Source organism: Maribacter spongiicola (assembly GCF_004364165.1).
Lineage (GTDB): Bacteria > Bacteroidota > Bacteroidia > Flavobacteriales > Flavobacteriaceae > Maribacter > Maribacter spongiicola.
In genome coordinates this window covers 816,659-841,811 of the sequence record NZ_SOAY01000011.1, presented here as the reverse complement: position 1 = coordinate 841,811, position 25,153 = coordinate 816,659, and the positions used below count along the sequence as shown (strand labels likewise).

At 35.6% G+C, this 25,153-nt stretch carries 32 protein-coding genes; 21 read left to right on the top strand and 11 right to left on the bottom strand.

Annotated elements, in window-relative coordinates:
* Positions 1-84: 84 nt before the first annotated feature.
* From CLV90_RS12025 to CLV90_RS11980, 10 genes are all read left to right on the top strand, one after another.
* The gene (locus tag CLV90_RS12025; protein WP_243835407.1) at positions 85-2,061 is read left to right on the top strand and encodes an alpha-ketoacid dehydrogenase subunit alpha/beta; all 1,977 of its coding nucleotides are present in this window, start codon (positions 85-87) and stop codon (positions 2,059-2,061) included.
* 238 nt (positions 2,062-2,299) lie between these two features.
* Positions 2,300-2,779: a lipocalin family protein gene (locus CLV90_RS12020; RefSeq protein ID WP_133687711.1), complete on the top strand. Its 480-nt coding sequence runs from the start codon at positions 2,300-2,302 to the stop codon at positions 2,777-2,779.
* Between the two features lie 26 nt (positions 2,780-2,805).
* On the top strand, positions 2,806-3,498 hold the full coding sequence (locus CLV90_RS12015) for an OmpA family protein (RefSeq protein ID WP_133687710.1): 693 nt from the start codon (positions 2,806-2,808) through the stop codon (positions 3,496-3,498).
* Between the two features lie 81 nt (positions 3,499-3,579).
* Positions 3,580-4,701 carry an NAD(P)/FAD-dependent oxidoreductase gene (locus CLV90_RS12010; RefSeq protein WP_133687709.1) on the top strand — a complete coding sequence of 374 codons (1,122 nt, stop codon included), beginning with the start codon at positions 3,580-3,582 and terminating at the stop codon, positions 4,699-4,701.
* Positions 4,701-5,408, top strand: a complete 708-nt coding sequence (locus tag CLV90_RS12005; RefSeq protein ID WP_133687708.1) for a methyltransferase domain-containing protein — start codon at positions 4,701-4,703, stop codon at positions 5,406-5,408. Before CLV90_RS12010 ends, CLV90_RS12005 begins: the two co-directional genes overlap by 1 nt.
* 24 nt (positions 5,409-5,432) lie before the next feature.
* The gene (locus CLV90_RS12000) at positions 5,433-6,488 is read left to right on the top strand and encodes a type III polyketide synthase (protein ID WP_133687707.1); all 1,056 of its coding nucleotides are present in this window, start codon (positions 5,433-5,435) and stop codon (positions 6,486-6,488) included.
* A gap of 17 nt (positions 6,489-6,505) precedes the next feature.
* Positions 6,506-7,288: an SDR family oxidoreductase gene (locus CLV90_RS11995; protein WP_133687706.1), complete on the top strand. Its 783-nt coding sequence runs from the start codon at positions 6,506-6,508 to the stop codon at positions 7,286-7,288.
* 8 nt (positions 7,289-7,296) lie between these two features.
* Positions 7,297-7,749 carry a 3-hydroxyacyl-ACP dehydratase FabZ family protein gene (locus CLV90_RS11990; protein ID WP_341777690.1) on the top strand — a complete coding sequence of 151 codons (453 nt, stop codon included), beginning with the start codon at positions 7,297-7,299 and terminating at the stop codon, positions 7,747-7,749.
* Positions 7,742-9,019, top strand: coding sequence for a beta-ketoacyl-[acyl-carrier-protein] synthase family protein (locus tag CLV90_RS11985; RefSeq protein ID WP_133687705.1), 1,278 nt, complete (start codon positions 7,742-7,744; stop codon positions 9,017-9,019). The genes CLV90_RS11990 and CLV90_RS11985 overlap by 8 nt, the downstream gene beginning before the upstream one ends.
* A 46-nt stretch (positions 9,020-9,065) precedes the next feature.
* Positions 9,066-9,320, top strand: a complete 255-nt coding sequence (locus CLV90_RS11980; RefSeq protein ID WP_133687987.1) for an acyl carrier protein — start codon at positions 9,066-9,068, stop codon at positions 9,318-9,320.
* Between the two features lie 25 nt (positions 9,321-9,345).
* Here CLV90_RS11980 and CLV90_RS11975 read toward each other — a convergent pair whose 3' ends face one another.
* Positions 9,346-10,284, bottom strand: a complete 939-nt coding sequence (locus CLV90_RS11975; protein ID WP_133687704.1) for a TerC family protein — start codon at positions 10,282-10,284, stop codon at positions 9,346-9,348.
* Positions 10,285-10,705: 421 nt separating this feature from the next.
* On the opposite strand from CLV90_RS11975, the gene CLV90_RS11970 reads away from it, so the two are divergent.
* The gene (locus CLV90_RS11970; RefSeq protein ID WP_133687703.1) at positions 10,706-11,044 is read left to right on the top strand and encodes a hypothetical protein; all 339 of its coding nucleotides are present in this window, start codon (positions 10,706-10,708) and stop codon (positions 11,042-11,044) included.
* 15 nt (positions 11,045-11,059) lie between these two features.
* On the opposite strand, the gene hpf is transcribed toward CLV90_RS11970, so the two are convergent.
* Positions 11,060-11,362: a ribosome hibernation-promoting factor, HPF/YfiA family gene (gene hpf / locus CLV90_RS11965; protein ID WP_133687702.1), complete on the bottom strand. Its 303-nt coding sequence runs from the start codon at positions 11,360-11,362 to the stop codon at positions 11,060-11,062.
* Between the two features lie 234 nt (positions 11,363-11,596).
* On the opposite strand from hpf, the gene CLV90_RS11960 reads away from it, so the two are divergent.
* The 6 genes from CLV90_RS11960 (at position 11,597) to CLV90_RS11935 (ending at position 15,374) form a co-directional block, all read left to right on the top strand.
* On the top strand, positions 11,597-11,911 hold the full coding sequence (locus CLV90_RS11960) for a hypothetical protein (RefSeq protein ID WP_133687701.1): 315 nt from the start codon (positions 11,597-11,599) through the stop codon (positions 11,909-11,911).
* 182 nt (positions 11,912-12,093) lie between these two features.
* Positions 12,094-12,354 (top strand): hypothetical protein, encoded by a 261-nt coding sequence (locus tag CLV90_RS11955; protein ID WP_133687700.1) that lies wholly within the window; start codon positions 12,094-12,096, stop codon positions 12,352-12,354.
* A gap of 55 nt (positions 12,355-12,409) precedes the next feature.
* Positions 12,410-12,952, top strand: coding sequence for a DUF4251 domain-containing protein (locus tag CLV90_RS11950; protein ID WP_133687699.1), 543 nt, complete (start codon positions 12,410-12,412; stop codon positions 12,950-12,952).
* 151 nt (positions 12,953-13,103) lie between these two features.
* Positions 13,104-13,532: an FKBP-type peptidyl-prolyl cis-trans isomerase gene (locus CLV90_RS11945; protein ID WP_133687698.1), complete on the top strand. Its 429-nt coding sequence runs from the start codon at positions 13,104-13,106 to the stop codon at positions 13,530-13,532.
* A 94-nt stretch (positions 13,533-13,626) separates the two neighbouring features.
* Positions 13,627-14,133, top strand: coding sequence for a TlpA family protein disulfide reductase (locus CLV90_RS11940; RefSeq protein ID WP_243835406.1), 507 nt, complete (start codon positions 13,627-13,629; stop codon positions 14,131-14,133).
* Positions 14,133-15,374, top strand: coding sequence for a hypothetical protein (locus CLV90_RS11935; protein ID WP_208295124.1), 1,242 nt, complete (start codon positions 14,133-14,135; stop codon positions 15,372-15,374). Before CLV90_RS11940 ends, CLV90_RS11935 begins: the two co-directional genes overlap by 1 nt.
* On the opposite strand, the gene CLV90_RS11930 is transcribed toward CLV90_RS11935, so the two are convergent.
* Together CLV90_RS11930 and CLV90_RS11925 are read right to left on the bottom strand one after the other, a co-directional pair.
* Entirely contained in the window at positions 15,367-15,834 is a 468-nt protein-coding gene (locus tag CLV90_RS11930) for an FKBP-type peptidyl-prolyl cis-trans isomerase (RefSeq protein WP_133687696.1), read from the bottom strand. The two genes, CLV90_RS11935 and CLV90_RS11930, sit on opposite strands and share 8 nt — an antisense overlap.
* 92 nt (positions 15,835-15,926) lie before the next feature.
* Positions 15,927-16,124 (bottom strand): hypothetical protein, encoded by a 198-nt coding sequence (locus CLV90_RS11925; protein WP_243835404.1) that lies wholly within the window; start codon positions 16,122-16,124, stop codon positions 15,927-15,929.
* Positions 16,125-16,395: 271 nt separating this feature from the next.
* Between CLV90_RS11925 and CLV90_RS11920 the strand changes: the two genes are divergently transcribed.
* A complete protein-coding gene (locus CLV90_RS11920) occupies positions 16,396-16,590 on the top strand; it encodes a cold-shock protein (protein WP_133687694.1) in 195 nt (64 codons plus the stop codon).
* A gap of 167 nt (positions 16,591-16,757) precedes the next feature.
* Entirely contained in the window at positions 16,758-17,066 is a 309-nt protein-coding gene (locus CLV90_RS11915; RefSeq protein WP_133687693.1) for a hypothetical protein, read from the top strand.
* Positions 17,067-18,030: 964 nt separating this feature from the next.
* Here CLV90_RS11915 and CLV90_RS11910 read toward each other — a convergent pair.
* The 5 genes from CLV90_RS11910 to CLV90_RS11890 all read right to left on the bottom strand — a co-directional run bounded on the left by CLV90_RS11910 (position 18,031) and on the right by CLV90_RS11890 (position 21,685).
* Positions 18,031-18,498, bottom strand: a complete 468-nt coding sequence (locus CLV90_RS11910; protein ID WP_133687692.1) for a cupin domain-containing protein — start codon at positions 18,496-18,498, stop codon at positions 18,031-18,033.
* Between the two features lie 8 nt (positions 18,499-18,506).
* Complete coding sequence (locus tag CLV90_RS11905; RefSeq protein ID WP_243835402.1) at positions 18,507-19,034, bottom strand: carboxymuconolactone decarboxylase family protein; 528 nt, start codon at positions 19,032-19,034, stop codon at positions 18,507-18,509.
* 253 nt (positions 19,035-19,287) lie between these two features.
* Positions 19,288-19,761: a cupin domain-containing protein gene (locus CLV90_RS11900; RefSeq protein WP_133687691.1), complete on the bottom strand. Its 474-nt coding sequence runs from the start codon at positions 19,759-19,761 to the stop codon at positions 19,288-19,290.
* Positions 19,758-20,876, bottom strand: a complete 1,119-nt coding sequence (locus tag CLV90_RS11895; RefSeq protein WP_133687690.1) for an alpha/beta hydrolase — start codon at positions 20,874-20,876, stop codon at positions 19,758-19,760. The genes CLV90_RS11900 and CLV90_RS11895 overlap by 4 nt, the downstream gene beginning before the upstream one ends.
* Before the next feature lie 47 nt (positions 20,877-20,923).
* Positions 20,924-21,685 (bottom strand): hypothetical protein, encoded by a 762-nt coding sequence (locus CLV90_RS11890; RefSeq protein ID WP_133687689.1) that lies wholly within the window; start codon positions 21,683-21,685, stop codon positions 20,924-20,926.
* A 150-nt stretch (positions 21,686-21,835) separates the two neighbouring features.
* Here CLV90_RS11890 and CLV90_RS11885 point away from each other — a divergent pair, with 150 nt between their 5' ends.
* Complete coding sequence (locus CLV90_RS11885; protein WP_133687688.1) at positions 21,836-22,750, top strand: helix-turn-helix domain-containing protein; 915 nt, start codon at positions 21,836-21,838, stop codon at positions 22,748-22,750.
* 232 nt (positions 22,751-22,982) lie between these two features.
* Here the strand turns inward: CLV90_RS11885 and CLV90_RS11880 are convergent, their stop codons facing one another.
* Both CLV90_RS11880 and CLV90_RS11875 read right to left on the bottom strand, forming a co-directional pair.
* A complete protein-coding gene (locus CLV90_RS11880) occupies positions 22,983-23,210 on the bottom strand; it encodes a CDGSH iron-sulfur domain-containing protein (protein WP_073244533.1) in 228 nt (75 codons plus the stop codon).
* A 214-nt stretch (positions 23,211-23,424) separates the two neighbouring features.
* Positions 23,425-24,024 carry a DUF6642 family protein gene (locus CLV90_RS11875; protein ID WP_133687687.1) on the bottom strand — a complete coding sequence of 200 codons (600 nt, stop codon included), beginning with the start codon at positions 24,022-24,024 and terminating at the stop codon, positions 23,425-23,427.
* Between the two features lie 323 nt (positions 24,025-24,347).
* Here CLV90_RS11875 and CLV90_RS11870 point away from each other — a divergent pair, with 323 nt between their 5' ends.
* Positions 24,348-24,992, top strand: coding sequence for a thiamine phosphate synthase (locus tag CLV90_RS11870; RefSeq protein ID WP_133687985.1), 645 nt, complete (start codon positions 24,348-24,350; stop codon positions 24,990-24,992).
* The last annotated feature ends 161 nt before the right edge of the window (positions 24,993-25,153 follow it).

Below are 25,153 nucleotides of genomic sequence, written 5' to 3'. Positions count from 1 at the left end.
GATTTACAAGCCTTGTTATAATCTATACTTGTTCTTTGCTTTTTTGTTACATTTATAATTTAATAGTCAAAATGGACCATATCAATGATTTACGCCGATTTTAAAGTAGCTGATGACATAAAATTAAAGCTATATAAATCAATGCTTAAACCTCGAATGATTGAGGAAAAGATGTTGATTCTTCTTAGACAGGGTAAAATATCTAAATGGTTTAGTGGCATAGGGCAAGAGGCAATTTCTATAGGTGTTACTACTGCATTGAGTAGTGATGAGTACATTTTACCTATGCATAGAAATTTAGGTGTATTTACGGCAAGAGAGATTCCTTTAAAAAGGCTGTTCGCACAATGGCAAGGTAAGGCAAGCGGATTCACCCAAGGGAGAGACCGTAGCTTTCATTTTGGCACACAAGATTTCAAGATTGTTGGCATGATTTCGCATTTGGGTCCGCAATTAGGTGTTGCAGATGGTATAGCCCTAGCTCACAAACTAAGAAATGAAAAGAGTGTAACTGCAGTATTTACTGGAGAAGGCGCGACAAGTGAAGGTGATTTTCATGAAGCATTGAATGTTGCTTCTGTTTGGAATTTACCAGTTCTTTTCTGCGTAGAGAATAATGGTTACGGACTGTCAACGCCAACCAACGAGCAGTTTAAATGTGAGAACATCGCAGATAAGGGCGTTGGGTACGGAATGGAGTCACATATAATAGATGGTAATAATGTATTAGAGGTCTATTATAAGGTTTCGGAATTGGTTCGGGATATGAGAATAAATCCGAGACCTGCCTTGTTAGAATTTAAAACATTTCGCATGCGCGGACATGAAGAGGCAAGTGGAACAAAATATGTACCACAAGAGCTTTTAGATGTCTGGGCAGAGAAAGATCCATTAGAAAATTTTACGCAATATTTGATAAGTGAAAGACTCTTAACAGAAGCTAGTATAGCTTCTTATAAAGAGGGAATACAAGTTGAAATCGATGAACATTTAAAGTTAGCCCTAGAAGAAGCGTCAATTATTCCCGATCAAAGTAAAGAATTAAGTGAGGTATATCAAAAATTTGATTTAGTAGAGATTAATCTTGGTAATTCTACAAATAATATTCGTTTGGTAGATGCTATTTCAGAAGGATTAAGGCAGTCGATGCAAAAATTTGATAACCTGGTTATCATGGGGCAAGATGTTGCAGAATATGGTGGAGTTTTCAAAATTACCGAGGGCTTCGTAAATGAGTTTGGTAAAGAACGCGTTCGTAATACACCTATATGTGAATCGGCAATTGTATCTACGGCAATGGGTTTATCTATTAATGGTATGAAAGCGGTTATGGAAATGCAATTTGCCGATTTCGCCAGTAGCGGATTTAATCCCATTGTCAACTATTTAGCTAAAAGTTATTATAGATGGGGAGAGAAAGCAGATGTTGTAATTCGCATGCCTTGTGGCGGCGGAGTTTCTGCCGGACCGTTTCATTCACAAACAAATGAAGCTTGGTTTACCAAAACTCCCGGATTGAAAGTGGTATATCCTGCATTTCCATATGATGCGAAAGGTTTGTTGGCAACAGCTATAGAAGATCCAAATCCTGTTTTGTTTTTTGAACATAAAGGGTTGTATAGAAGTTTATATCAAGATGTGCCAGTTGATTATTACACGTTGCCTTTAGGTAAAGCAAGTTTGCTGAAACAAGGTCATCAAATTACTATTGTGACATATGGAGCAGGTGTACATTGGGCGTTAGAAACTTTGGAAAAGAACACTGATATTCATGCCGATCTGTTGGATCTAAGAAGTTTACAACCTTTAGATACTAAGGCAATTTATGAATCTGTACAGCGTACTGGAAAATTAATTATTTTACAGGAAGACAGCCTTTTTGGGGGCATAGCAAGTGATATTTCGGCAATGGTGATGGAGAATTGTTTTCAATACTTAGATGGTCCTATAAAAAGAGTGGGTAGTTTAGAAACCCCAATTCCTTTTAATACCCAGCTTGAAGAACAATATCTAGCCAAGTCTAGGTTCGAAGCTGAATTAAAAGAATTGTTAGCATATTAATAAACTACCTTATGTTATGTCTATCAGGTATTTTTAAATGAACCATTAGAATTCGAGGCATATCTCAGAATATTATAATCTCGATTATAGGGTAAACCCGTCAACAAATTTGTTAAAAGAGGTAATAGGTACAATTATTTAGCAGCATCTTTGCGTGGTAATTGGTCGAATATGTAAAATAAATCCGTCCAAAAAATACCTTTAAACGTATATAGATCAAACCTAAATAAATTTACTTATGAAAAAAATGATTTGGCTTTTTAGTATAGTACTTGTAATATCCTCATGTTCAGTGTCAAAAGATGCGAGAGGAAAGAGAAACTTGCTAAGTGGCACATGGACTTTAAATGATGTTTCCTTTGAAGGTAATACCGGTAATGTAAAAGCGGTATTATTCAATGACGTAGAAGATATATGTTTAGAAGGTAGCGAGTGGTTCTTTCGTGACAACAATAGTACTGGGAGATACACAATTAACCAATCTACATTTTGTACTGGAGGAGACCGTTATATTAGATGGTCTGTTGTAGAACGTGAAGAAAATTACACGAGCCAGTTACAATTTAAATTCATTAACGAAAAAAATCAAGATATTTCTGGAGGTGCCGGTTATCGTTTAAATATTGAAAACCTTACCGAAACAGCTATGACATTAAAATCTAATGTAATGGTAGAAGGTGCACCAATTAATGTTGTTTACCAATTCAGTAAAAAATAAACCTACTTAAAATTTAAAATAAGCATATGAAAACAATGATATTACGTAGAACAAGTTACATTCTAGCTCTTGCCTTGGTTATGAGCTGTAGTACTGTAAAAAACGCAAATAAAACCCAAAAAGGTGCCGTAATAGGTGCTTCAGGAGGAGCCGTAATCGGCGGAATTTTGGGGAATAATGTTGGGAGTGGTAATAATACTGCTCTTGGTGCAATTTTGGGTGCTGCCATAGGTGGTGCAGCCGGTGGTTATATAGGTAATAGAATGGACCGTCAAGCAGAACGTATAGAAGAAGAGATACCTGGTGCAGAAGTAAAGCGTGTAGGTGAAGGTATCAATGTAACCTTTAATGAAGATGCAGGTGTGTATTTTGACACCAATAAATCAAATGTTCAAGGTACGTCAGCAACTACATTAAATAAACTAGTTGGTATTTTTAAGGAATATCCACAATCGAATATTTTAGTAGAAGGGCATACCGATAGTGCTGGTGCAGATGAATATAACCTTACCCTTTCAAAACAAAGAGCTGAGTCTGTAACTAATTATTTAATTAGTCAGGGTATCGATGCAAGCCGTTTTGATACCAAGTGGTATGGCGAAACGCAACCTGTTGGAGATAATACAACTACTGAAGGCAAAGCTAAGAACAGACGTGTAGAATTAGCTATTGTTGCAAGTGAGTCTTTAAAACAAGAAGCTCAAACACAAACGAACTAAGAGATACAAATTTTAGTATTGAGTTAAAATAAAAGCCCTGCATATGCAGGGCTTTTTTGTTTTTGGTGTAACTTTCATGCAGTGAAAGACCACGGCATAATTATTATAGGAGGCGGATTAGCGGGTTTGACTGCTGCTATTCATTTGGCTTCGGAAGGATTGGATGTTGCTGTGATTGAAATGCAGCCATATCCCCATCATAAAGTATGTGGTGAATATGTGTCAAAAGAAATTAATCCGTACTTAAAACGGTTAGGAGTAGACCTAATGGCTTCAGGAGCTAAAGATATTTCACAATTTCAAATAAGTACAGAGGACGGATTTATCGTTGAGACCGATTTGCCATTAGGTGGATTCGGCATAAGTAGATATGCGCTTGATAATTTGCTTTTTGAACGAGCAAAGGAGCTTGGAGTTGTTTTTTACTTTGAGAAGGTCATAGCAACCGTATTCAAGAAAGATATGTTCACTATTACAACCAAGTCTAATTTCTATTCTTCTAATATAGCCATAGGAGCTTACGGTAAACGATCGGTCTTAGATAAAAATTTGGACAGGGCATTCAGTAAGAAAAAACAATCGTGGCTGGCGGTAAAGGCACATTATGAACTTGAAGATTTTCAGGAAAACCTAGTGGCGCTACACAATTTTAATGGCGGTTATGGCGGACTCTCAAAAACGGAAACTGGAGTGGTGAATTTCTGTTATTTAGTTAATTATAAAAGTTTTAAAAAATATAAAGATGTCCAGAGTTTTAACGCTGCTGTAGTATCAGAAAATCCTTTTTTAAAACAGTTTTTATCAAATGCAAGTCCTGTTTTTGAACAACCTATGACCATTGCCCAAATTGCCTTTGATCAGAAAGATAATGTCGTTGACCACATGCTTATGTGTGGCGATAGTGCAGGTCTTATTCATCCACTTTGTGGTAATGGTATGGCAATGGCTATTCATAGCGCTAAAATTGCTTCTGAATTAATATCAAAATATATTAGGGAATCAGATTACAAACGTAGCGACCTAGAACACGATTATAAAAAGGCTTGGTCAAAAGCTTTTGGTGATCGTTTATGGTTTGGTAGAAAATTACAGTCCTTATTAATGAATAAAAGATTAGTTTCAATGGGAATTAAATCTGTCGGAAAATCAAAATCAATATTGAAGTTTATTATTTCTAAAACCCATGGAGAATTAATATCGTAATGGTAGATTTTACACAAAGATGTAGTGAGGTGGAGATTATGGATACCTTTTCGGGTACTACTAATGAGCTAGAAACTATTCTGCAAGACATCAATAGAGTAAATAAGCTGCTTGGGGGTTATGGCATCACCTTAAATGCTGTATTTGAGTTGCTTAAAAAAAACAAACAAGAATCGTATACGATTTTAGATATGGGTTGCGCCGAAGGAACCATGCTTAGAAAGCTGGCATTAGCGGCTAAAAAGAAGAATATAAAACTCAAATTGATTGGAGTAGATTTTAACGATCAAGGATTGCAATTAGCGCAGCAATATTCATCTGATTACCCCGAAATTAGTTACTTGAATACTGATATTTTAAAAACTGATTTTTCTGAATGGAATGTTGATGTGGTCATGACGACATTAACCTTGCATCATTTTACAGATGAAGGAGTAGTTGAATTTGTGAATCGCTTTGTAGAAATAGCAAACTTGGGTGTAGTAATTAATGATTTGGAACGGAGCCCCGTTGCCTATTATTTGTTCAAAGCATTTAGTTTGTTTTTTATCAAAACTGAAATTGCCAAGAAAGACGGTTTATTATCTATCCGTAGGGCATTTATTAAGAAAGAATTATTGCATTTCGCTGATGAAGTAACCAATGCAACGCATTATATTAAATGGAAATGGGCTTTTAGATATGCATGGGTTTTACAAAAGAAATAAGTAGATTGAAGATTAAGAGCAACTATGAATCATACAAGAATTGTTAGTGTTACAAAAGAATTGCCACCGTATTCAAAAAATACCAAGGATATCATTCCCCTTGTTGAATTTTGGTTGAGCGGTCAAGAGGAGCGTTTTTCACGAAAGGTCGTTAAGATATTTGAAGGTGCTGCAGTAGACAAGCGATATTCTATTATGCCACCCGAAGATGTATTTGTAACCACTTCTTTTGAGGATAAAAACAAGATATATAGCGAAGAAGCCAAGCGTATGGGTACGAATGTACTTCGAAACGCGCTACAGAAAAGTAATTGGAATGCTTCCTCAATCGATTATATTATTACCGTTAGCTGTACAGGTATCATGATTCCTTCTTTAGATGCTTATTTGATTAATGAGTTGGGTATGCGTCAAGATGTGGTGAGACTTCCAGTGACAGAAATGGGTTGCGCTGCAGGAGTATCTGGGCTTATATATGCTCATAACTTTTTAAAATCAAATCCTGGTAAGCGTATTGCTTTAATTGCTGTTGAGAGTCCCACGGCAACATTTCAGCTAGAAGATTATTCCATGGCTAACATGGTAAGTGCTGCAATATTTGGAGATGGGGCGGCTTGCGTACTACTTTCGTCAGAAGAAGATGCTGTCGGTCCAAAGATCATTGGGGAAGAAATGTATCACTTTAAAGACGCTACCCAAATGATGGGTTTCGATTTAACCAATCACGGATTAAAGATGATTCTGGATCCGGCTGTACCCGAAACGATATCGAATCATTTTGCAGAAATCGTACATCCGTTTTTAGAAAAATATGGTAGTGATATTCAGAATGTAGATCATTTAATATTTCATCCCGGAGGCAAGAAAATAGTGCAAACCGTAGAATCGCTTTTTGGTGCCCTAGGGAAGAATATTGACGATACTAGAGAGGTACTACGACTTTATGGGAACATGAGTAGTGCTACTGTTTTATACGTGTTAGAGCGTTTTTTAGAAAAAGAAATAGCAGAAGGAGAGCAAGGTTTGATATTGAGTTTTGGTCCCGGTTTCTCGGCCCAACGCGTATTGATAGAATGGTAGTGTAATCAAAGAAAAATATGAAAAATACCTATTGGGCTTTAATATTGGGAGGAAGTAGCGGACTCGGACTCGCTACCGCTAAGAAATTGGCTAGTCACGGTTACCATATTTTAATTATGCACAGAGATCGACGTGCAGCCATGGATGAGATTGAAAAAGAATTCGATGAAATTCGTGCCTTTGGTAATCGATTGATAGCGATGAATGTAGATGTTCTGAATGCTGAAAAACGAGCAGATATCATTTTTAATATCCAGCAACAGTTACCTGAAGGGCATCAAATAAAAGTATTGATGCATAGTGTGGCCAAAGGAACGCTTAAGCCCATGTATTCAGAAAGTAGACCAACCTTGGTCGATACCGATTTTAGAATCACTTTTGATGCGATGGCGTTGAGCTTGTATGATTGGACAAAAGCACTGGTTACGGCAAATTTATTTGCAGATGATACACGTATAATTTCATTTACAAGCGAAGGGAATACCAGGGCATTACCAAATTATAGTGCTGTTTCGGTGGCTAAAGTAGCTTTGGAAGCATTGACCAGAAGTATTGCATTGGAATTTGCACCAATCGGTATAAAAGCAAACTGCATACAGGCAGGTATCACGATGACCAAATCGTTATCTATGATTCCCGGTTACGAGCAGATTAAAGAAAATGCGCTAAAAAGAAATCCGCAGAATCGCTTAACCACTCCTGAAGACGTTGCAAATGCGGTGTATTTACTAACGATGGATGAAGCCAGTTGGATTACGGGAACGGTTATAAAAGTTGATGGCGGAGAAAGTTTGATATAATAAGAAAGATGATGAAGGAATCTTATAATTGGATATTGAAGCAACTACCATATTCAGAGCCTTTTCTATTTGTGGAAGAGATTTTGAATATTACTAATAAAGGCGCTGAAGGTTATTATACGTTTTCACCTGATACGGATTTTTACAAGGGGCATTTCAAGAATAATCCTGTAACACCGGGAGTAATCTTAACGGAATGTTGCGCACAAATTGGCTTGGTATGTTTGGGTATTTATTTATTGGGTCAAAAGACTGAACTAGAAAATGTACGTATCGGTATGAGTAGCTCTCAAATGGAATTTCTGCAACCCGTATTTCCTGGAGAACGGGTCAAAGTAGTTTCTGAATTAGTGTATTTTAGGTTTCAGAAATTAAAATGCGAAGTAAAAATGTATAATGAAGATGATAAACTGGTCTGTAAGGGAGTTTTGGCAGGCATGATAGGTGTAGCGAATGCATAGACGCGTAGTTATTACAGGCTTAGGAGTATGTGCGCCAAATGGTGTTGGTCTAACTGATTTTACAACTGCGTTATTAGAGGGTAAAAGCGGACTTCGACATCAACCAAATCTAGAGAAGTTAGGTTTTGGGTGTCAGGTTGCTGGTGAACCTTTGGTGAAAGACAATCTCATAGATAATTATTTTACTCCATTAGAGCGTAGAGGATTAAATGCTACGGGAATTGTTTATGGTGTAATCGCGGGAGTAGATGCTTGGAAAGATGCCGGATTAGAAAAGAATACAACCGATGAACCAAGTTGGGATCGCGGAATCATATTTGGTACCGGAATTTTAGGTGTCGATAAATTTAGGGAAGCCATTCATTTAATAGATGAAGGAAATGTACGTAGGCTCGGCAGTACTTCGGTGATACAGACGATGGCAAGCGGTATAAGTGCCTATTTAGGCGGATTGTTAGGTTGTGGAAATCAAGTCACCACGAATTCTGCAGCATGTACCACGGGTACCGAGGGTATTTTAATGGCATATGATCGTATAAGCCAAGGCAAAGCTGAAATTATGCTGACCGGTAGTTGTAGTGATAGTGGTCCGTATGTGTGGGGCGGTTTTGATGCCATGCGTATTCTGCCGAGAGGTTATAATGACAATCCGACGAAAGCAAGTAGACCTATGAGTGCCTCTGCAGCAGGCTTCATTCCTGGTAGTGGGGCAGGAGCATTGGTGTTGGAGTCCTTAGAAAGTGCCCGAAAACGAGGTGCCTATATTTATGCAGAAATGTTGGGCGGTGAAATTAATAGCGGCGGACAATTAGGAGAAGGATCCATGACCGCACCAAATAGTGTTGCAGTACAACGTTGCATACGAAATGCGGTTACTAATGCAGGTATTGAAGCCTCGGATATTGATGTCATTAACGGACATTTGACTGCAACAACCAAAGACGGACTAGAAATAGAAAACTGGAGTAAGGCGCTGGAAAGAGCATATGACGATTTTCCGTATATCAATTCATTTAAAGGTTCGGTGGGTCATTGTTTGGCGGCAGCAGGTAGTATTGAAAGTGTTGCGACGGTATTGCAGTTTAAAGAGCAGGTAGTTTTTAAGAATGTGAACTGTGACGATATTCATCCAGAGATTTCTAAATTGATTTCAGAATCTTGTATTCCGAGGGAAACAAAAAATCATTCCCCGAAAGTAATCGCTAAAGCAAGCTTCGGATTCGGAGATGTAAATGCTTGTGTTATATTTAAATCGTTTTCAAAAGAATAATCAAAAACTATAATAATACCGAAGAGTATTTTAATTGAACTTATATATGCTTAAAGAAGAAAAATATCAGAAATTAAAAGAAATTATAAAAATCTATCTTCCCGAAGACGTAGCAGTTACTGACATTAAGCAAGACAGTCACTTAATGAATAATCTAAATATCAATTCTGCAAATCTGGTAGATATTGTATTAGATGTAGAAGACGCATTCGACATTCGCTTAGAAAATGAAGACATGGATCAAATGCAAACTGTCAATGATGCCATGGTGATTATTGACGCTAAGCTATCGGAAAAGTAACATCTTAAAATAGCTTTAAAAAGAACTATTCTTTATCCTTAATTAGCATTGACGCTAAAATTCCCGATACCAATGCCACTGAAATAACAGTTAGCGATACCCATTCAGGTAGATGTATGTAATGAGAGAATAACATCTTTAGTCCCACAAAAGCAAGAATAATGACCAAGCTGTAGTTAATGTACTTAAATTTCTCTAGCATTCTAGAGATTAAAAAGTACATAGAACGCAAACCTAAAATAGCTAAGATATTCGAAGTAAAAACGATAAATGGATCAGCTGTAATGGCTAGAATCGCAGGTATACTATCTAAAGCGAAAAGAATATCAGTAAGTTCTATAATAATAAGGGCAACAAATAGGGGAGTAGCAGCATTAATACCCATCCGTTTTACGAAAAAATCATGACCGTGCATTGTTGATGTAACGGGATATATTTTTTTAATCTGTTTAAAAACAAAAGAGTTCTGAGGGTCAAAATCATCGTCTTCACCTTTTAGCATGTTAAATGCAGTATATAAAAGGAATACACCGAAGACATAAATGATCCATTCAAACTTGGTAATTAAAGCAACTCCGAAAAATATCATTAATGCTCTAAATACAATTGCACCCAAAATACCCCAAAACAATACGCGATGTTGGTATAATGGCGGAATCTTAAATGATGAGAAAATAACAGCAATTACAAAAACGTTGTCAACACTTAGTGAAAGTTCAATAAGATAACCGGTAATATACTTTAGTACGGCATCATTGGGTGCTAACCCTGTTGGGTTGTCAATAATTTCTGCACTGAATAACCAATAGATAACGCCACTAAAGGCAAATGCTACGGTAACAAATATGGCAGTCCAGATTCCTGCTTCTTTAGATTTAATAACATGTTCATCTTTATGAAAAACACCTAAATCTAACGCAAGAAATATAAGTACAAAAGCAATAAAAACAATCCAGACTATCATATATAATATTTCAAGATGCAAAGGTATTAAAAATTGACTTTACCTATTTTAATTCTTTATAATGTTGGTGAAATGAAAACCAATATATTTTAGAATTCAATACTATAGCAAATTTGAAAAACAATTTCTTTACGAATAGATGTTTTTACTAAAAATACTAGCCTTAAAAAAATTGTCAAATTAAGATGTATTCTTGTTAAAAAACAGAGTTCAGCAGCTTTATTCAAAATATCAAAATTGTGGTGTATTTGTAAGATGCTTGTTTAAAATATTGAAAATCAGGTGTTTTATTCTGGTGCTTTAGGATTATTGTATAAATTGGACAAACGAACTTCTTTATTCGATTAACTACCATTTTATTTGATATTCAAAGGGAAATCGAATTTTTTAGCTTAATTTTAAAGTAGAACAAGCTATTAAAATGAAAAAACTAACCATTTTTTGTGGTTTTTTGTTTTGCGGTATTTTGAGCATCCAAACTGCCCTGGCACAAGACTCTTTACAGTCAGATGCTAGAGTAAAACAACGTATGCTTTTAAATCAGTTTGAATCTGATTATGTGTTAACTGCTTCTGAGCGTGTGGCATTAAAACAGAGTCGTATCGCCTATCAATATCGTATGAAAGAGATTTTAGATTCTATGGATATTTCTGATGGAAGAAGAAAGAGATTGATTCAAGAACTACAGCGAAACCCTTTTTCTGAAAAAGTACAGTCTGTGATTGCCAATCACTCAAAGTCTGATGAAATGATCGAATAATAAAAAAAATGCAGTCTAATGAGACTGCATTTTTGCTTTTCTTTTTTCTAATTGTCGTTGTAAATCTTCTATTGATGAAGCAATCGCAGCTTCAAAACTACCACAAGATGATTGTGCGAACAATCGTGGACCCGGTGCACTCAAGCGAATATTACATACCATACCTGAATCGGGTGAAGAGGTATTCTCTTTTTTAAAGAAAACATCAGACCTTACTATAAAATCGAATTTGTCCAATAATTTCTCAAGTTTTTGCGCTGCCATGATCTCTAATCGATTGCTGGCTTTTACATCGTCGTATTCAAAATTGATATTCATAGGTTAAAAGTTTAGTTTAAGGTACTCATTATAGTAGAGCATACCAATTAAATAATTCTTAAAGATTGCCAAGGCGAATATTAAGGTTTTCTAATCCTTTTGTTTCTAAAAAGTTAGCAATTACGATGCTATTTTAAAGTTTAGTTAAACTTACAAAATCATAGTTGAAAATAACACTTTCTTCCTTTACTTTGAGGTAAATTTCTTACAAATTCATTTTTTAATAAGACAGCTATGGAGAATGGACAGGATGTATCGATGTGTTTAGGCAAATTAGAACGGTGTTACAACACTATTCAGCTTTTTAAAATTAGGGTAGATTCTTATTTATACGAACCTACTACCATGGCATTATTCGAAACCAAGTTGTATCTAATGAATAAAATTGCGCATCTTTCAGATGCCAATAAGAAGCTTTTAGAATTTATGAAATCTTCAAAAGATCTATTGCCTGATCAATATAAAATGGTCAACTATCATATTCGCGAAACTTTTGAACTTGAATTTGATTTTATGGAGTATGCATTAAAATTTAGGCAATCCGTTTAACGACCTATTTCTTAGCCAATTGGTAAAAAATCCATTATTTATCATAATGTTATCCTATTAAATCAATTTTAAAATAAATGTTCATAATTTAGACCTAGAACACTTATTATATTTCTATGAAAACCTTAATGCGGCTGACAATCTGCTGCTCATTATTTTTTACTGGCTTGTCGTATTCACAAATGAACGATTCTACAAAAACAAACCCAAACGAAGAAAACGAAGGTCCTGTAATGTTTCAGTTTGAACCTAATTACGAAACGGCGGTAATGCTACAAAGAGCCGCTTTGAAACAAAAAATCAGAAGTTTAGACACTTTAAACATTACTGACCGAAAACGTCAACGATTAATTAAAGCATTGTACAAAGAATCTCGCGCATTAGATTTTAAAAAATCTGTATTGGTCAACACTGAATTTGAAGAAGAAGAGTTCGAAGATTAAACTTCAATTTTTGGCATAGATTTCGTAGCTTATTAGATAATTAAAAGTATCATCTATGAGAACTATACTTGTATTTATATTCGCCTATAGCTTTTTGTCAGGTTGTTCATCTTCAAAAAATGTAATTAGCGACACTCATGCTATTCATAACTTGGTGGCATCAAAGCAAATAGAATTTATTGCCACATCTGCCAACCCAACCGTTACTCAAAGTTTAAATGCTGTCGCTAATAGCGGACTTATTCCACCCGGTAGTACCATTTCGCGTATCGATTTAATGGGTACAGGTAATTACCTTAAGATTTTTGGCGATAGTGTATCGGCTAACTTACCGTATTATGGAGAACGCCAATTTGGTGGCGGTTATGGCGCTGCCCCAGGAATTGAGTTTAATGGATTACCAGAGAATTATACGCAAACATTTATTAGTGACAAGCAAAAGTATGCCATAAGCTTTCAAGTATCCCATAAATCTGATCGGTATATAGTTTATATCGACATCTATCCGAATACATCAAGTGTAGTTTCTATAAACATGGCGAACAGAAATGCCATTCAATATAATGGTAATGTAAAGGCTATAAAAGAAGATGAATAACGTGTTCATATAAAGGTGTTTGACCTTATTTTTAAGCTTTTGATGTTAAGAAGAGGCTAAAAAGGGAAGGTTTTGCCATAATCTTCGTTATTCCCTATTGAGAATAATACCTTTGTGCCTTAATTAAGTGAAATAGTAGAAATTAAATAGTATGAGTAAAGTAAAAGCAGATAGTCAAGTAAAAGTACATTACACAGGTAAATTGAGTAATGGTCAAATATTTGATAGTTCGGTAGATAGAGAACCTTTAGAGGTAAAATTAGGACAAGGCAGTTTAATACCTGGTTTTGAAAAGGGATTGTTGGACATGCAGGCAAACGATAAAAAAACAATCGTAATTGCTAAAGAAGATGCATACGGTGAAAAGCAAAAAGAGCTTTTTCAAACTGTTCCAAAATCAGATTTACCACAAGATATGGAGCCAAAAGTAGATATGGCACTTATGGCAACCAATGCAGATGGTAGTGAAAGACAATTACGTGTTGCAGAAGTAAACGAAAATGATATCGTTGTAGATGCAAACCACCCTTTGGCGGGTCAAGATTTAACCTTCGAATTAGAATTGGTTGAAGTTAAATAAGACGTATTAATTAGTATATAAAAACCGCTTAATAGGCGGTTTTTTTTTGGTTTAAATGGTACGGTATTAATTCCTCGAAATGGTATCTTTGAATATGATTTTAAGAACATTATTTTTCTTCATTTTAAGTATTTCTTTTACAAGTTGTAAAGAGGTAAAAACAGAGGAAAGTACAGAAGTTATACCCGAAGCTATGGTAGAAAAGGTTTCCACTTCAACTTATGAAGATTTAGAAGGTAACCCCATAGAATTAGGTGATTACAAAGGTAAACGTGTGTTGGTGAACTATTGGGCAACGTGGTGTAGGCCATGTATAGAAGAAATGCCCGATATGGAGAAAGCACAGACCATTCTAGAACAAGACAATTACGTATTTCTATTTGCGTCTGATCAGTCTATAAATAAAATTATCAAATTTAAAGAGGCACGTAAATTTCAATTAGATTTTATAAAATTCAACGGCGTATATGCAGAAGAAAATGTGAGTGCCTTACCGGCAACATTTATTTATAATGAAGTAGGGGAGCAGGTATTGCGTTTTGATGGCGGATTGAAGTGGGATAGTCCCGAAATGATCGAAAAACTTAGAGCGGTAAAGTAATGCGCATATTAAAGAAGACTTTTTTTCTTTTCTTGGTAACCAGTTTGATGCTAGGTTGCAAAGAAGAAACTAAAAATATACAGCCTGAAGTACCGGTAAGCTTGATAGAAGACATGATTTCACCTGCAGGCGAATCTAGTGCTTTGCCACACCTAATGTCCAATAAAGATGTTGCCCTGCTTTCTTGGGTAGAAATGTCAAATGATACTGTTGCAACCATGCGTTACTCAGAATTAATCGATGGTAAGTGGCAAGAAGCGCAAAATATAGGGAGTGGTACAGATTGGTTCGTAAACTGGGCAGATTACCCTATGATTACTGAAAACAATGGTAATTTATGGTCTCACGTTTTAAAGAAATCCACAGAAGGAACATATTCATATGATATAAAAATGAATGTGAAACCAAAGGGAGCAACCGATTGGAAAACCGATTTAGAACTACATACCGATGGTACGCCGACCGAACATGGATTTGTAAGCATTGTGCCGTACAATAACAACATCTTCGTCAATTGGCTCGATGGTAGAAATACGGAAGAAAATAAGGCAGGGGAACGCGGAGCAATGACTTTACGTGGCGGAGTGGTATCTGCTACAGGAAAATTATTAGAAGAATACGAATTGGATTCTAGTACATGCGATTGCTGCCAAACGACTTCGGCTATAACAGATAATGGTCCGGTAGTGATCTATCGTGATCGCTCAGACGATGAAATCCGCGATATTAGTATTGTGCGACGTGTAAAAGGGGAGTGGACGGCACCTAAAGTAATACATGAAGATAATTGGCAGATCAAAGGATGTCCCGTAAACGGACCAAAAGTAGATGCTTTGGGTAATAATTTGGTAGTCGCTTGGTTTACAGGTGCATCAAATAAGCAAAAGGTACAAATTACTTTTTCTTCAGATGGAGGAGCTGTATTTTCGAATCCAGTTTTAGTTGCCGAAGGTGCTATAATGGGGCGTGTTGATGTTGTATGGATGGATGAAGATAACGCTATAGTAAGCTGGATGGAAGCCGATGATAAAACAGCATTGTTCAAAGCAATGGTCGTGAATAAAGATGGTTCAACTTCTAAAAAACAAGTGATTACCGAAATGGTAGATTCTCGGAAATCCGGATTTCCTCAAATGGAAATTGTTGAGGAAACCCTATATTTTGCATGGACCGAACAAGATGGTGCAGTTACTCAAGTACGTACAGCTAAGATGCTGGTAGAAGGTTTTTCGTTTAATTGACCGAAATTAATTCAATATCAAAAACCAAAACAGAACCACCAGGTATACCATTATAATCAAAACTACCGTAGGCTAAGTGAGATGGCACTAAAAGTACGCCGTTTCCGCCTTCGTTAAATAAGGGAATACCTTCTGTCCACCCTGCAATTACTTGGTTAAGACCTATAAATAATCCTTCTGAGCTTTGGTCAAAAACTTCACCATCTAGAAAATATCCCTTATAAGCTACAGTTACATTGGAAGAAGAAGTTGGTTTTGATCCGTCACCTTGGTTTTCAATAATATAGTGTAAGCCAGAAGCAGTGGTTTGTGACTCCAGCTCGTTAGCAGTTAAATATGCATTTATCTCTTCTTCATTGATTGCGGTAAAATCGATAGCCTCAAGAGGTGTTTGCTTGTCATCGTTAGATCCACAAGAAATCATAGTAGTAACAAGAAGAAGTATAGCAATGTATTTCATGATATTTTTTTAGAAAGATAGTTTTTGCTTAAGAAACTTACACCTATTTAAGATGTATTTAACCATTAATAAAGAATAGTAGGGTATAGTAGTTATGCAATAAAGGTATTTACCGAAAAGCGGACGCTACAATTCTTGTAGAGGTATTTTTGAAATTTGATGGCATGTGATTGCGATTCAAAAACAACGGCTTCTGTAATGCTATTCGCTAAAACAAGATGCCCAATAAGGTATTCTACGTAGTAGGTGTTGTTTTCAGAAAGAAGAACAAAATTAGGTTTTGTAGTCACGCTAGTTATTTTAACGATACTAAAATAATGCATTTATTTATGTGATCCTAATTTTTTTGGTTTTGGTTATTAAATAGAGGTTAAGCGGATATAATCGCCGCTACTGATGATAAACAATACCTAATAATTGGTGGTAGAAATATTTTTAATACGTTTAAAAGATGGTAGTAGTGATGAATAGATGAAATAGTAAAACTATGGCAGTATTTAATTTTTGGCATCATAGTTGTAATTCATCTAGTAATTATTAATATCAAATTATAATACATTTATGAGTACAGGAACAGTAAAATTCTTCAACGATGCTAAAGGCTTCGGATTTATAACAGAAGAAGGTTCGAACAAAGAACATTTCGTTCACATTTCAGGATTAGTTGATGAGATTCGCGAAGGCGATGAAGTTGAATTCGAACTAACCCAAGGAAAAAAAGGATTAAACGCAGTTAACGTAAAAGTTATAGATTAAACATCAGAAAGTCCATCAGCAATGACGGACTTTTTTTATTAAATTTAAAACAAAATATCCGCTCTTTTCTGAGCGGTTATTTTGTTTTAAATATCTTATGCTAGATTTAGCAATTGTGAACACAATCAATTTTATTATGCTCCGTTCTTATAAAAATAAATTGGTTTATGAAAATTTCAATGAGTGCTCAAAAAATAGCTGTATTGTCCGAATTAGAAAGAAAACGTAAATCGGTTGAGCAATTATTATTGAAATTGGAATCTTATTTATATGAACCTCAGACACATAGTGGCTTCGAGAAAAAAGAAATTTTAAAATCAACAATTAATCGTATCGCAATTAGCACCAGTTCTTTATTGTCTATTCTAAAAATGAACGATATTTCTATCATGGATAGTATGAATGATGTAGAACGACAAATGGAAGAGTGTTACGAATTAGAACTAGAAGTAGCATCGTATATGCTAAATAGATAAATCTATTTTTAAAGTATAGTGCAAACCGTTCAATAATGAGCGGTTTTTTAGTTTTTTTTTAGTTCTGAAATTAGTAGGGTGTTATTAAGAAGCCGGTGAGAGAAGATTTGTAATGTTTTATTAGGGTTGAAATATGTAGCTAATAGTGGGTTATTTAAAAGTCTATTTTACATAATATAAATTATAGTACAAAGTATAGCATTTGAACCACACAAAAGAATATACGTTTGTAAGCTATAATTCTATATTATATAAAATATCCCTCAAGCTCCGAGAATCGATTAAAACTTACAACAGGGTCATTAAACTTTTTTAAGCGGTGTCTGCGACGCATATTTTCATTTGTACCATAATTTGCCGTTATGTAAAATAGCCGCTGCCAAACGCTCGATTGCTTTTTAAAATCAAATTGCTCAGGCAATTTATTTTAAACACAATTTGCCACAGCTTGCCAACGCCATTTAAAAGCTAGCATTTTAGATTCTTTCAAAATTTGAGTATTCGAGGAAATGTGTGCAAAATTTTTTTCTACGACATTCTCGTCAGCTTGCCGCAACAGCTAAAAATTACTCTGCGAGATAATTTCTTAGCCCTTGCTAACCTCTCGTCTTGTTTGAAGTTTTTTTGAATGTGTTCCTAACATTATGTAAAATAGACTTTCAGCATTGTACCCGTAAGCGTTTTTATTTATCTTTTTTTCTTGATAAAAAAAGAAACAAAAAAATCAAGGCTTACAGATAATTTTAGAAACAATGTATGGCTCAGTCGCTATATTCTAGAAATCATTTTAACTCTTAAGACCACTTTGAACTCTTTGAAACATTAAGATGGTCAACAAACCTTTTAACCAGCCATCTAGAATATGGCCGCTCCCCTCGCCTATTGTTTAGCTAAAATTCTCTTAGGCCATAACGTTTACTTCAATAACCAACGTTTTAGAAACTACTTTTGAATAGAAAATTATTCAGATACCATTATATTCTTCGTCTAAAACCGGTTTAAACCACTGCGCGGGTCCCTTATCGCGACTTGAAATTGCTATATGTGCAAACTCGGAATTTGGAGCGGCACCATGCCAATGTTTAATATTTGGTAAACACTTTATCGTCTCTCCAATGCGTAATATACGTTTGGGTTTTCCTTCTTCTTGATAGTAACCTTCACCTTGGGTTACGATTAATATTTGCCCTGCTGGATGTGAATGCCAATTGGTATGTGCAGCGGGTTCAAAAGTAACCAAACCGGCATACATGGTATTTAAACTGTCCGGTGCTGCCAACATATTTAACCATGCGGTACCTGTAAAATTCGAATTTTCTATTTTAGTCCCTTTCTCGAAAAGTTGAAATTCCTTTTTACTTTCCTTTGGCGTGTTACATGCTGTCAAAAGTATCAGTAAAATGGCAATAGTATAGTATCCAGTATTTTTCATGGTTGTTTTTATTCAGTTCGTCTTTTCAATACTTCTGTAAGGACTGTTTTTGTTGCAAAAACATTGTCTTCAGTTGTAGTAATCACTAAGGTTTCAGTAAACTCTTTCAATTGTTCGGCTTGCCAGCCAACGTTCAATGAAAGGTTTAAGTGGCTTCTTAGCATAGGCTCTAAACTTCCCAAACTTGCAATGACGGAAATGGTCACCAGTTCACGTTGTTTATAGGTAAGCACATCTCGCTCAAAAATATCCGCAAATAAATGCTCTTTAAGAAACCTGTCCATTTCGGGTGAAAACTTTTGGTATTCTGGTTTTCCATCTAACGGTCTTCCAACAAGTTCTTCCAAAATAGTCTTTCCTCGTTCATATTTGCTTCTAGAATCGTCAATAGTTGTGGCTTCTGGGCCCCACTCATCTTCTATACCTTTAGCCGTCCTTTCTTCCAGTACTACTAAAAGTGTTTGCAAACCGCGTATACTTCTTGGGAACCCGGCATAGGCGTATAAATGAACCAATACCTCTTTGGTTTCATTCACGGTTAGCTTATGATCTAATCCTTCATGGAGAACATCCTTGAGCTGAGATAAATTGCCTTGGGCAGTGTGACTTGCAATTTTGATTATACATTTCTCTTGGTTGGATAAAGCATTGTCTGATGTTGCTTGTTGCGCTATTGATTGACAGCTGATAAATAATACTAACCCGACGAATATATTCGCCGTGCGAAGGATATTTTTTAAACGCATGATAGGTACTGGTCTTAATGACGTTACTTTCATTAGTGGTGAATTAGTCGTTCAGTTGATCGGCAACACTATCATAATATTCTTGTGTTACCACTTCGGTCCATGTGGTGGGTTGTCCTCCTCCATAAATTGCTAAATAGGTAACATCACTATCTTTAGTTGAAGCGTGCCAGTGCTCTGTTTCTTTGTCACATTTGATTACATCGCCTGCTTTAAGTATCACAGGGTCTTTTCCTCTTTCTTGATAATAACCTTCACCGTCTACGTAAATAAGAACTTGAGATGTTGAATGTTTATGCCAGTCTAATGTAGAATTAGCCTTAAAAGTGGCTTTGGTAATATTAAAGTCGGTTTCATCATCAGCCTGTAATACACCGCTCAACCAAGCTTCGCCAATATAATGCGTATTTGGTGCCTTGAAGCCCTCGTCTTTGTATGAAGACACTTTGTAGTCCGTATTTTGAGCAAAAATGCAAATTGGAAGCATAAACAGTACTATTGTAATTAGATTTTTCATTTCTTTAATTTCTTTTCTTCTAGCCAATTGTACATTACATCGGCTATTTCTTGATTGTTTAAATCGGACATAGGGAAGTGCGTATTTCCCTTGATTCCTATTTCCGGTAACACAACTAAAGTTACATCACCACCAGCGTCGTTTACTGTTTTTGTCCATTTACGCGCCATGGAAAGGGCGGCGCGCCATTGGTCTTGACCAGGGTTTTTAACTTCAATTTCAGGGATGTAATCCCCATAATAAATTACAATGGGAATTTTGGTCAGTTTTTGAAATTCTTCCAATGAAATACCTTTAGCACGTAATGTTCCGCCCACATAAGAAATAGGTTCAGGAATGTTATCTTCTGGAAATACAAAATTACTACCAGGTTCGTAAGCTACTATAGCTTTTATTCGATCGGTCTTTAGAGCTGCACTCCAACCTTGTCCGCCACTATGGGAATGGGTAACTAGGATTCCGTCACCAATTTTTCCGAATAATTGAGAAACCGCTTCAATATTTAGATTGATGTTTAAAGGTCCCGTATCTGGAGTACTACGACGGAAGAATTGATTTAAAGCTTCAGGGTCCTTAGAAAATTGAACGTTCGGATAAAAACGTTTACCCTCGCCCATTCTGAATATGCCGAACCACAGTTGGTCTTCAGTTTTAGCTTCCAATGTTTTTGGTTCTAAGCTTTGTCCTGCCAATCCCCTTCTGGGTTGATCTAATAAATAGACAGGATACCGTTTTTTAAGGAATATATTTTGAAACCCTTCCCTGCCATCTGGAGTGCTTTGCCAAGTTCGCATGGACTGACCGTAGCCGTGCCAAAACACTAGCGGTAGTTTGCGAGATTCCGTAGGAATTTGATAAAATACCGATGCGTGGTCACCATGCAAGGTCTGCCCTTCGGTACTTTGATTTGAAGGATTAAAAGCACCATGGGCAATGGGGTCGAAAGTTCCATGGCTTTTCTTAACCGAACCACCAACGGCAAAAGTCCCTTGTTTTTGAATAGAAATAATATCATTCGTTTCAACAGGAGTATCTGCTATTTGCTTGTTTTGTTCATTACAGCCAATAAATAAAAGTATGCTACCAAGTACTAATGTATATTTTAGCTTTATCATGTATTACTTTGTTTTTGTAGTTATTTTAATAAGGGTTATGCCTTTTCTTAAATCTTTCTTTTTGTTGGAAAACTATAGTTCAATAGCACGCTCCAAGTGAAATCATCATCGGGCAATATTTGGGTGCTTATGCCTTTATTTATAACACCTGTCAACGAAAATGGACATTGCTTTTTACCAATGGTCAAGAACGCTGAGGTATAATATCCGGTTAAATCGTCAGAGGTAAGATAGTAAACTTGTGGTGTAAAATTTATATAAAACGAGTCTGAAATGGGAAATAGACTAAAGGCAGCATTAAGCACCAAAAAATTAGTTTCTTTTACCCCTTTATCAAAACCTCGGGCGTACAGATAATACATGCCAATACTAGTATGCTTTGATAATTTATAACTGGGTACCACTTCGGCACCTAAATATCTTCTAGATTCTAAAAGTTCTTCGGTATTGCCGTTTCTAATAACATTTACAGTTCTAAAATTCAGTCCGGGATGCGCCCCTACCCTCAGTGAAAACTTTTCTTTTTCAATCGCCTTATAGCGAAACCAAAAAAGCATAGTCCACGGTTTGGCATCGAGAGAAAAACGCATGTCAGGCTCAAAACTTAACTTTTTTTTGGTGAATTTTAAATCGAACAGCAAAGCGGGATCACCTAAAGAAAAAGAAGGAACTAATGAAACGCCATTATGAGTTATACTTGCACTTCCTCTAAAGTCATCTAAAAACCTATAGTTTTTATCTTTTGCATTTTCCTGCGCATTAGCAGTACTTAATAACAGCAATAACATTAAAGTTCCTATCTTCTTCATTGTACGTGATTACAATGCCAAAATTAGGGGAAGAACTTAGGTGCGGTACTACCCAAATTACGGATGTTTATACCAAAATTACAGATAATACATATGTAGCTTGATGATGTGATCATCAATAGGTTATCTTTATTTCAAATACAATGAGTCGTGAAGAATATTTTAGAAATTAAAACCATTGCAGACTACTTTAAATTGAGAAATTACGAAGTTCTGCATCCTTTGGTAGGTATTGTCGATTTTAAAAAGGTAAACCAAACCGGATATACCAATAAATCGTACGACGGATTTCATTACAGCTGTTATGCTATTTTTTTGAAAGATGCAGTGGGTTGTAAACTTAAGTATGGCAGTAACTCATATGACTATGACGAAGGTACCTTGGTTTTTATGGCGCCCAACCAGACTATTGAACTTGGCGGTTATGAACCGGGTTTTGTACCCAAAGGCTATGCTTTGCTTTTTCACCCAGACCTATTGCTGGGTACAAGTTTGGCAAAAAAGATTCACGAATTTAATTTCTTTGCGTACTCAAGTAATGAGGCTTTGCATTTATCCGCTAAAGAGCGAAAGCTAATCTTGAGTTTATTGGAAAAAATTCAGTTTGAATTGGAACAGCCCATTGATAAACATAGCAAGAAACTGATTGTGACCAATATTGAGCTATTTTTAGACTATTGCCTTCGTTTTTATGACAGGCAATTCATTACACGTGAAGTAGTGAATAAGGGTACTTTAGAGAAGTTTGATCATCTACTTTCTCAATATTTTTCATCGGAAAAGCCAAAAAATAATGGTTTACCTTCAGTAGCATATTTTGCGGATCAGCTTCATTTTTCTTCCAATTATTTTGGTGATCTGGTTAAAAAGGAAACCGGCAAATCTGCCCAAGAATTTATTCAAGCGAAATTGATAGATGTAGCTAAGGAAAAAGTATTCGACCCTAACAAATCAGTGAGTGAAATCGCCTATGAACTAGGTTTTAAATATCCGCAACACTTTAGTCGGTTGTTCAAACAAAAAGTAGGGCGTTCCCCTAAGGAGTTTATGGCCTCTATTAATTAATTGAAGTTAAAACCATTTCACACACATTACACTCCCCTCCTACCGTCGGCTCGTATAATAAGTGTTCCACTACCTTTAGAAGAAAGTTTTTAGAAAGAAAAAACAAGGAAAAAAGTAGAAACTTTCGCTTTTAACCAAAGCTCAAGTTACATAACGCGGAACATTATAGTACAAAAACTGATTATTGCTTTTTTATGAGAGAAGTCCATTAAAAAGCAATAATTCATATGTTTTATTTCTTTTTCATTGGTGGTAAATCGAAAGCTGTTGCTTCGTGCTCAAAATGATTTCTGTGAGAACCATCGCAAAAAGGTTTGTTATTAGAAAGTCCGCAACGACATATACCTAACACTGTTCTACCTTGTAAGTTATATGAATTACCTTGGCTATCTACAACTTCAAAATCTCCTTCTACTTTTACAGACCCATTACTATTTATGGTTAGTTTTGTTTTGCTCATAATCTTAAATTCTTTTATATGATTTTCGTAAAAATAGGAATATAGATTTAATATTTATCGTGAATAATTAAGAGTTATGAATTTTAAAATAATATGTAATAGCTTCTTATATTCACACTTTTTAAACAACGAAAATTTACTTTAATTGTTTACAAGCAATAATAGAGAAATGGTTATTAAATTGATGAGTTAGTGATTTGTTTTGGTCAGTAGCTTAGTAATACAATCTAAAATCTAGCAGTTTGCATACATTGTAATGTCTTTGGTGTAGTTCTTCTACCACATCGAACATATTATCATCTTCTTTAAATAAGTTAAAGAATGCCTTATCTAGGTTGGCACTGCTTACTCCGTCATATTCATTACCGTAGCCAGAGACAGCTTTTGCATTGGTAATATCTAAGAAGTATTGAGCTTCCTCTTCGTCCAGGTCTAGAATTTTTGCATTGGAGAAATGCAGGATTTTTCCTTTTAATCGTCCTTCAAATATCTCCGCAATTTCTTGTAAAGTATAATAGTAATCATTCAAGCAAATACTGTTGGCTTCACCATGCATTACCAGATAGATAATTTCATAATCCTTAAAATTATGGTCATCCAAGACTAAAGTGTTTAAGCTGTCTTCTAGTCCTTCGATAGTATCGCACGTTTTATTGATACTGGCAATACCATATTTCATGGCTAATTGCTCTAAGCTTTCTTGGGCTTCGGTGACGTTCACATTTTCAATATCATCGACCCCTTCTAAACAATAGATGAAATTTTCCTGATCACTTACGTGTTTTTGGGGTAATTGTCTTCTTTTCTCTAGCAAGCCTCTAAATTTTTGTAGCGTATATGAAGTACAAAATTACTGCAACTGTTTTAGCTTTTTTAGCGTTTTTGTATAAAATAATATTCCAAACACATTGCCTTCCCTCCTATTTTTAGATTTCAAATTAAAACACACCAACTAAACCTGTTCAATATAAAAGTCTATACATACTAATTAGCTATTAACAAATTATGGTGTACAGAGACTTTTTCTAAGAAGTAAACTTATTTTCCCAATTTCAACTTTATATCATAAATATATATTTATACATCCCTAACTTTGCCAATTCAAACACCATAACATTTACACCCTAAAATATGGACATGATTATCCCTAAACTGCACTACATACCAAAAGGAAACTCGCCAAAAGAGGTATTGGAAAATATACAAAAGGCATGTACTTCGGGTATAGAATTGGTACAGTTGGTTTTAGAAGATGTCTCAGAAAAGAAGTTTTTAAAAATAGCAGAAGAAGCTAGAGAAATCACTTCTCATTTTCAAACGCGGTTGATCATTGATAATCAGATTAAGATTGCAAAAACGGTAAAGGCAGATGGTGTTGTATTAAATAAATCAGCAACATCCCCTACCGAGGTACGAAAATTGCTTTATACTTGGCAAATGATCGGTGGTACGGCAAACAATTTACAAGACGCAGAAGCACTATTGAGCAAAGAAGTAGATTATATCAATTTAGGTCCGTTTAAAGCTACTGCCAACGAAGATAATCCGAGTCCGGTTTTGGGTTTAAATGGGTATACGTTACTCGTAGAAGCTTTAAAAACCGAAACCCCAATTATTGCTTTTGGGGGCCTTTCCACAGCAGATGTGAAAGCTTTACTAGAAGCAGGAGTATCTGGCATTACGGTATCCGAAGAAATTACGAGCAACTTTAATAGTATAAAAACATTTCACCAGTTACTGCAAGCATCTTCAATAGCAGAACAGCGACATACATTTGAATAAAAAATAGCGTAGTACTGCACTATTTTTCATCTTACTGATTTGGAGCGTTTTAATATCCTTCTAACTTAAATGGCGTAATAAAATCATCATCAATATCTTTATAGCTATTGGTGCAAAATCTATGGGCAATAGATTTTTTAGCATGTCGAAACCATAATTAA

Bases quoted from the DNA above. Each gene is read 5' to 3' on its own strand.
- CLV90_RS11950 (WP_133687699.1), top strand. From the start codon at position 12,410: ATGAGAACTATACTTGTATTTATATTCGCCTATAGCTTTTTGTCAGGT.
- hpf (WP_133687702.1), bottom strand. From the start codon at position 11,362: ATGAATATCAATTTTGAATACGACGATGTAAAAGCCAGCAATCGATTA.
- CLV90_RS11935 (WP_208295124.1), top strand. From the start codon at position 14,133: ATGCGCATATTAAAGAAGACTTTTTTTCTTTTCTTGGTAACCAGTTTG.
- CLV90_RS11890 (WP_133687689.1), bottom strand. From the start codon at position 21,685: ATGAAGAAGATAGGAACTTTAATGTTATTGCTGTTATTAAGTACTGCT.
- CLV90_RS11915 (WP_133687693.1), top strand. From the start codon at position 16,758: ATGAAAATTTCAATGAGTGCTCAAAAAATAGCTGTATTGTCCGAATTA.
- CLV90_RS11955 (WP_133687700.1), top strand. From the start codon at position 12,094: ATGAACGATTCTACAAAAACAAACCCAAACGAAGAAAACGAAGGTCCT.
- CLV90_RS11920 (WP_133687694.1), top strand. From the start codon at position 16,396: ATGAGTACAGGAACAGTAAAATTCTTCAACGATGCTAAAGGCTTCGGA.
- CLV90_RS11985 (WP_133687705.1), top strand. From the start codon at position 7,742: ATGCATAGACGCGTAGTTATTACAGGCTTAGGAGTATGTGCGCCAAAT.
- CLV90_RS11960 (WP_133687701.1), top strand. From the start codon at position 11,597: ATGGAGAATGGACAGGATGTATCGATGTGTTTAGGCAAATTAGAACGG.
- CLV90_RS11930 (WP_133687696.1), bottom strand. From the start codon at position 15,834: ATGAAATACATTGCTATACTTCTTCTTGTTACTACTATGATTTCTTGT.
- CLV90_RS11895 (WP_133687690.1), bottom strand. From the start codon at position 20,876: ATGATAAAGCTAAAATATACATTAGTACTTGGTAGCATACTTTTATTT.
- CLV90_RS11880 (WP_073244533.1), bottom strand. From the start codon at position 23,210: ATGAGCAAAACAAAACTAACCATAAATAGTAATGGGTCTGTAAAAGTA.
- CLV90_RS11980 (WP_133687987.1), top strand. From the start codon at position 9,066: ATGCTTAAAGAAGAAAAATATCAGAAATTAAAAGAAATTATAAAAATC.
- CLV90_RS12025 (WP_243835407.1), top strand. From the start codon at position 85: ATGATTTACGCCGATTTTAAAGTAGCTGATGACATAAAATTAAAGCTA.
- CLV90_RS11870 (WP_133687985.1), top strand. From the start codon at position 24,348: ATGATTATCCCTAAACTGCACTACATACCAAAAGGAAACTCGCCAAAA.
- CLV90_RS11910 (WP_133687692.1), bottom strand. From the start codon at position 18,498: ATGAAAAATACTGGATACTATACTATTGCCATTTTACTGATACTTTTG.
- CLV90_RS12000 (WP_133687707.1), top strand. From the start codon at position 5,433: ATGAATCATACAAGAATTGTTAGTGTTACAAAAGAATTGCCACCGTAT.
- CLV90_RS11900 (WP_133687691.1), bottom strand. From the start codon at position 19,761: ATGAAAAATCTAATTACAATAGTACTGTTTATGCTTCCAATTTGCATT.
- CLV90_RS12015 (WP_133687710.1), top strand. From the start codon at position 2,806: ATGAAAACAATGATATTACGTAGAACAAGTTACATTCTAGCTCTTGCC.
- CLV90_RS12020 (WP_133687711.1), top strand. From the start codon at position 2,300: ATGAAAAAAATGATTTGGCTTTTTAGTATAGTACTTGTAATATCCTCA.
- CLV90_RS11975 (WP_133687704.1), bottom strand. From the start codon at position 10,284: ATGATAGTCTGGATTGTTTTTATTGCTTTTGTACTTATATTTCTTGCG.
- CLV90_RS11995 (WP_133687706.1), top strand. From the start codon at position 6,506: ATGAAAAATACCTATTGGGCTTTAATATTGGGAGGAAGTAGCGGACTC.
- CLV90_RS11990 (WP_341777690.1), top strand. From the start codon at position 7,297: ATGATGAAGGAATCTTATAATTGGATATTGAAGCAACTACCATATTCA.
- CLV90_RS11940 (WP_243835406.1), top strand. From the start codon at position 13,627: ATGATTTTAAGAACATTATTTTTCTTCATTTTAAGTATTTCTTTTACA.
- CLV90_RS11945 (WP_133687698.1), top strand. From the start codon at position 13,104: ATGAGTAAAGTAAAAGCAGATAGTCAAGTAAAAGTACATTACACAGGT.
- CLV90_RS11970 (WP_133687703.1), top strand. From the start codon at position 10,706: ATGAAAAAACTAACCATTTTTTGTGGTTTTTTGTTTTGCGGTATTTTG.
- CLV90_RS12005 (WP_133687708.1), top strand. From the start codon at position 4,701: ATGGTAGATTTTACACAAAGATGTAGTGAGGTGGAGATTATGGATACC.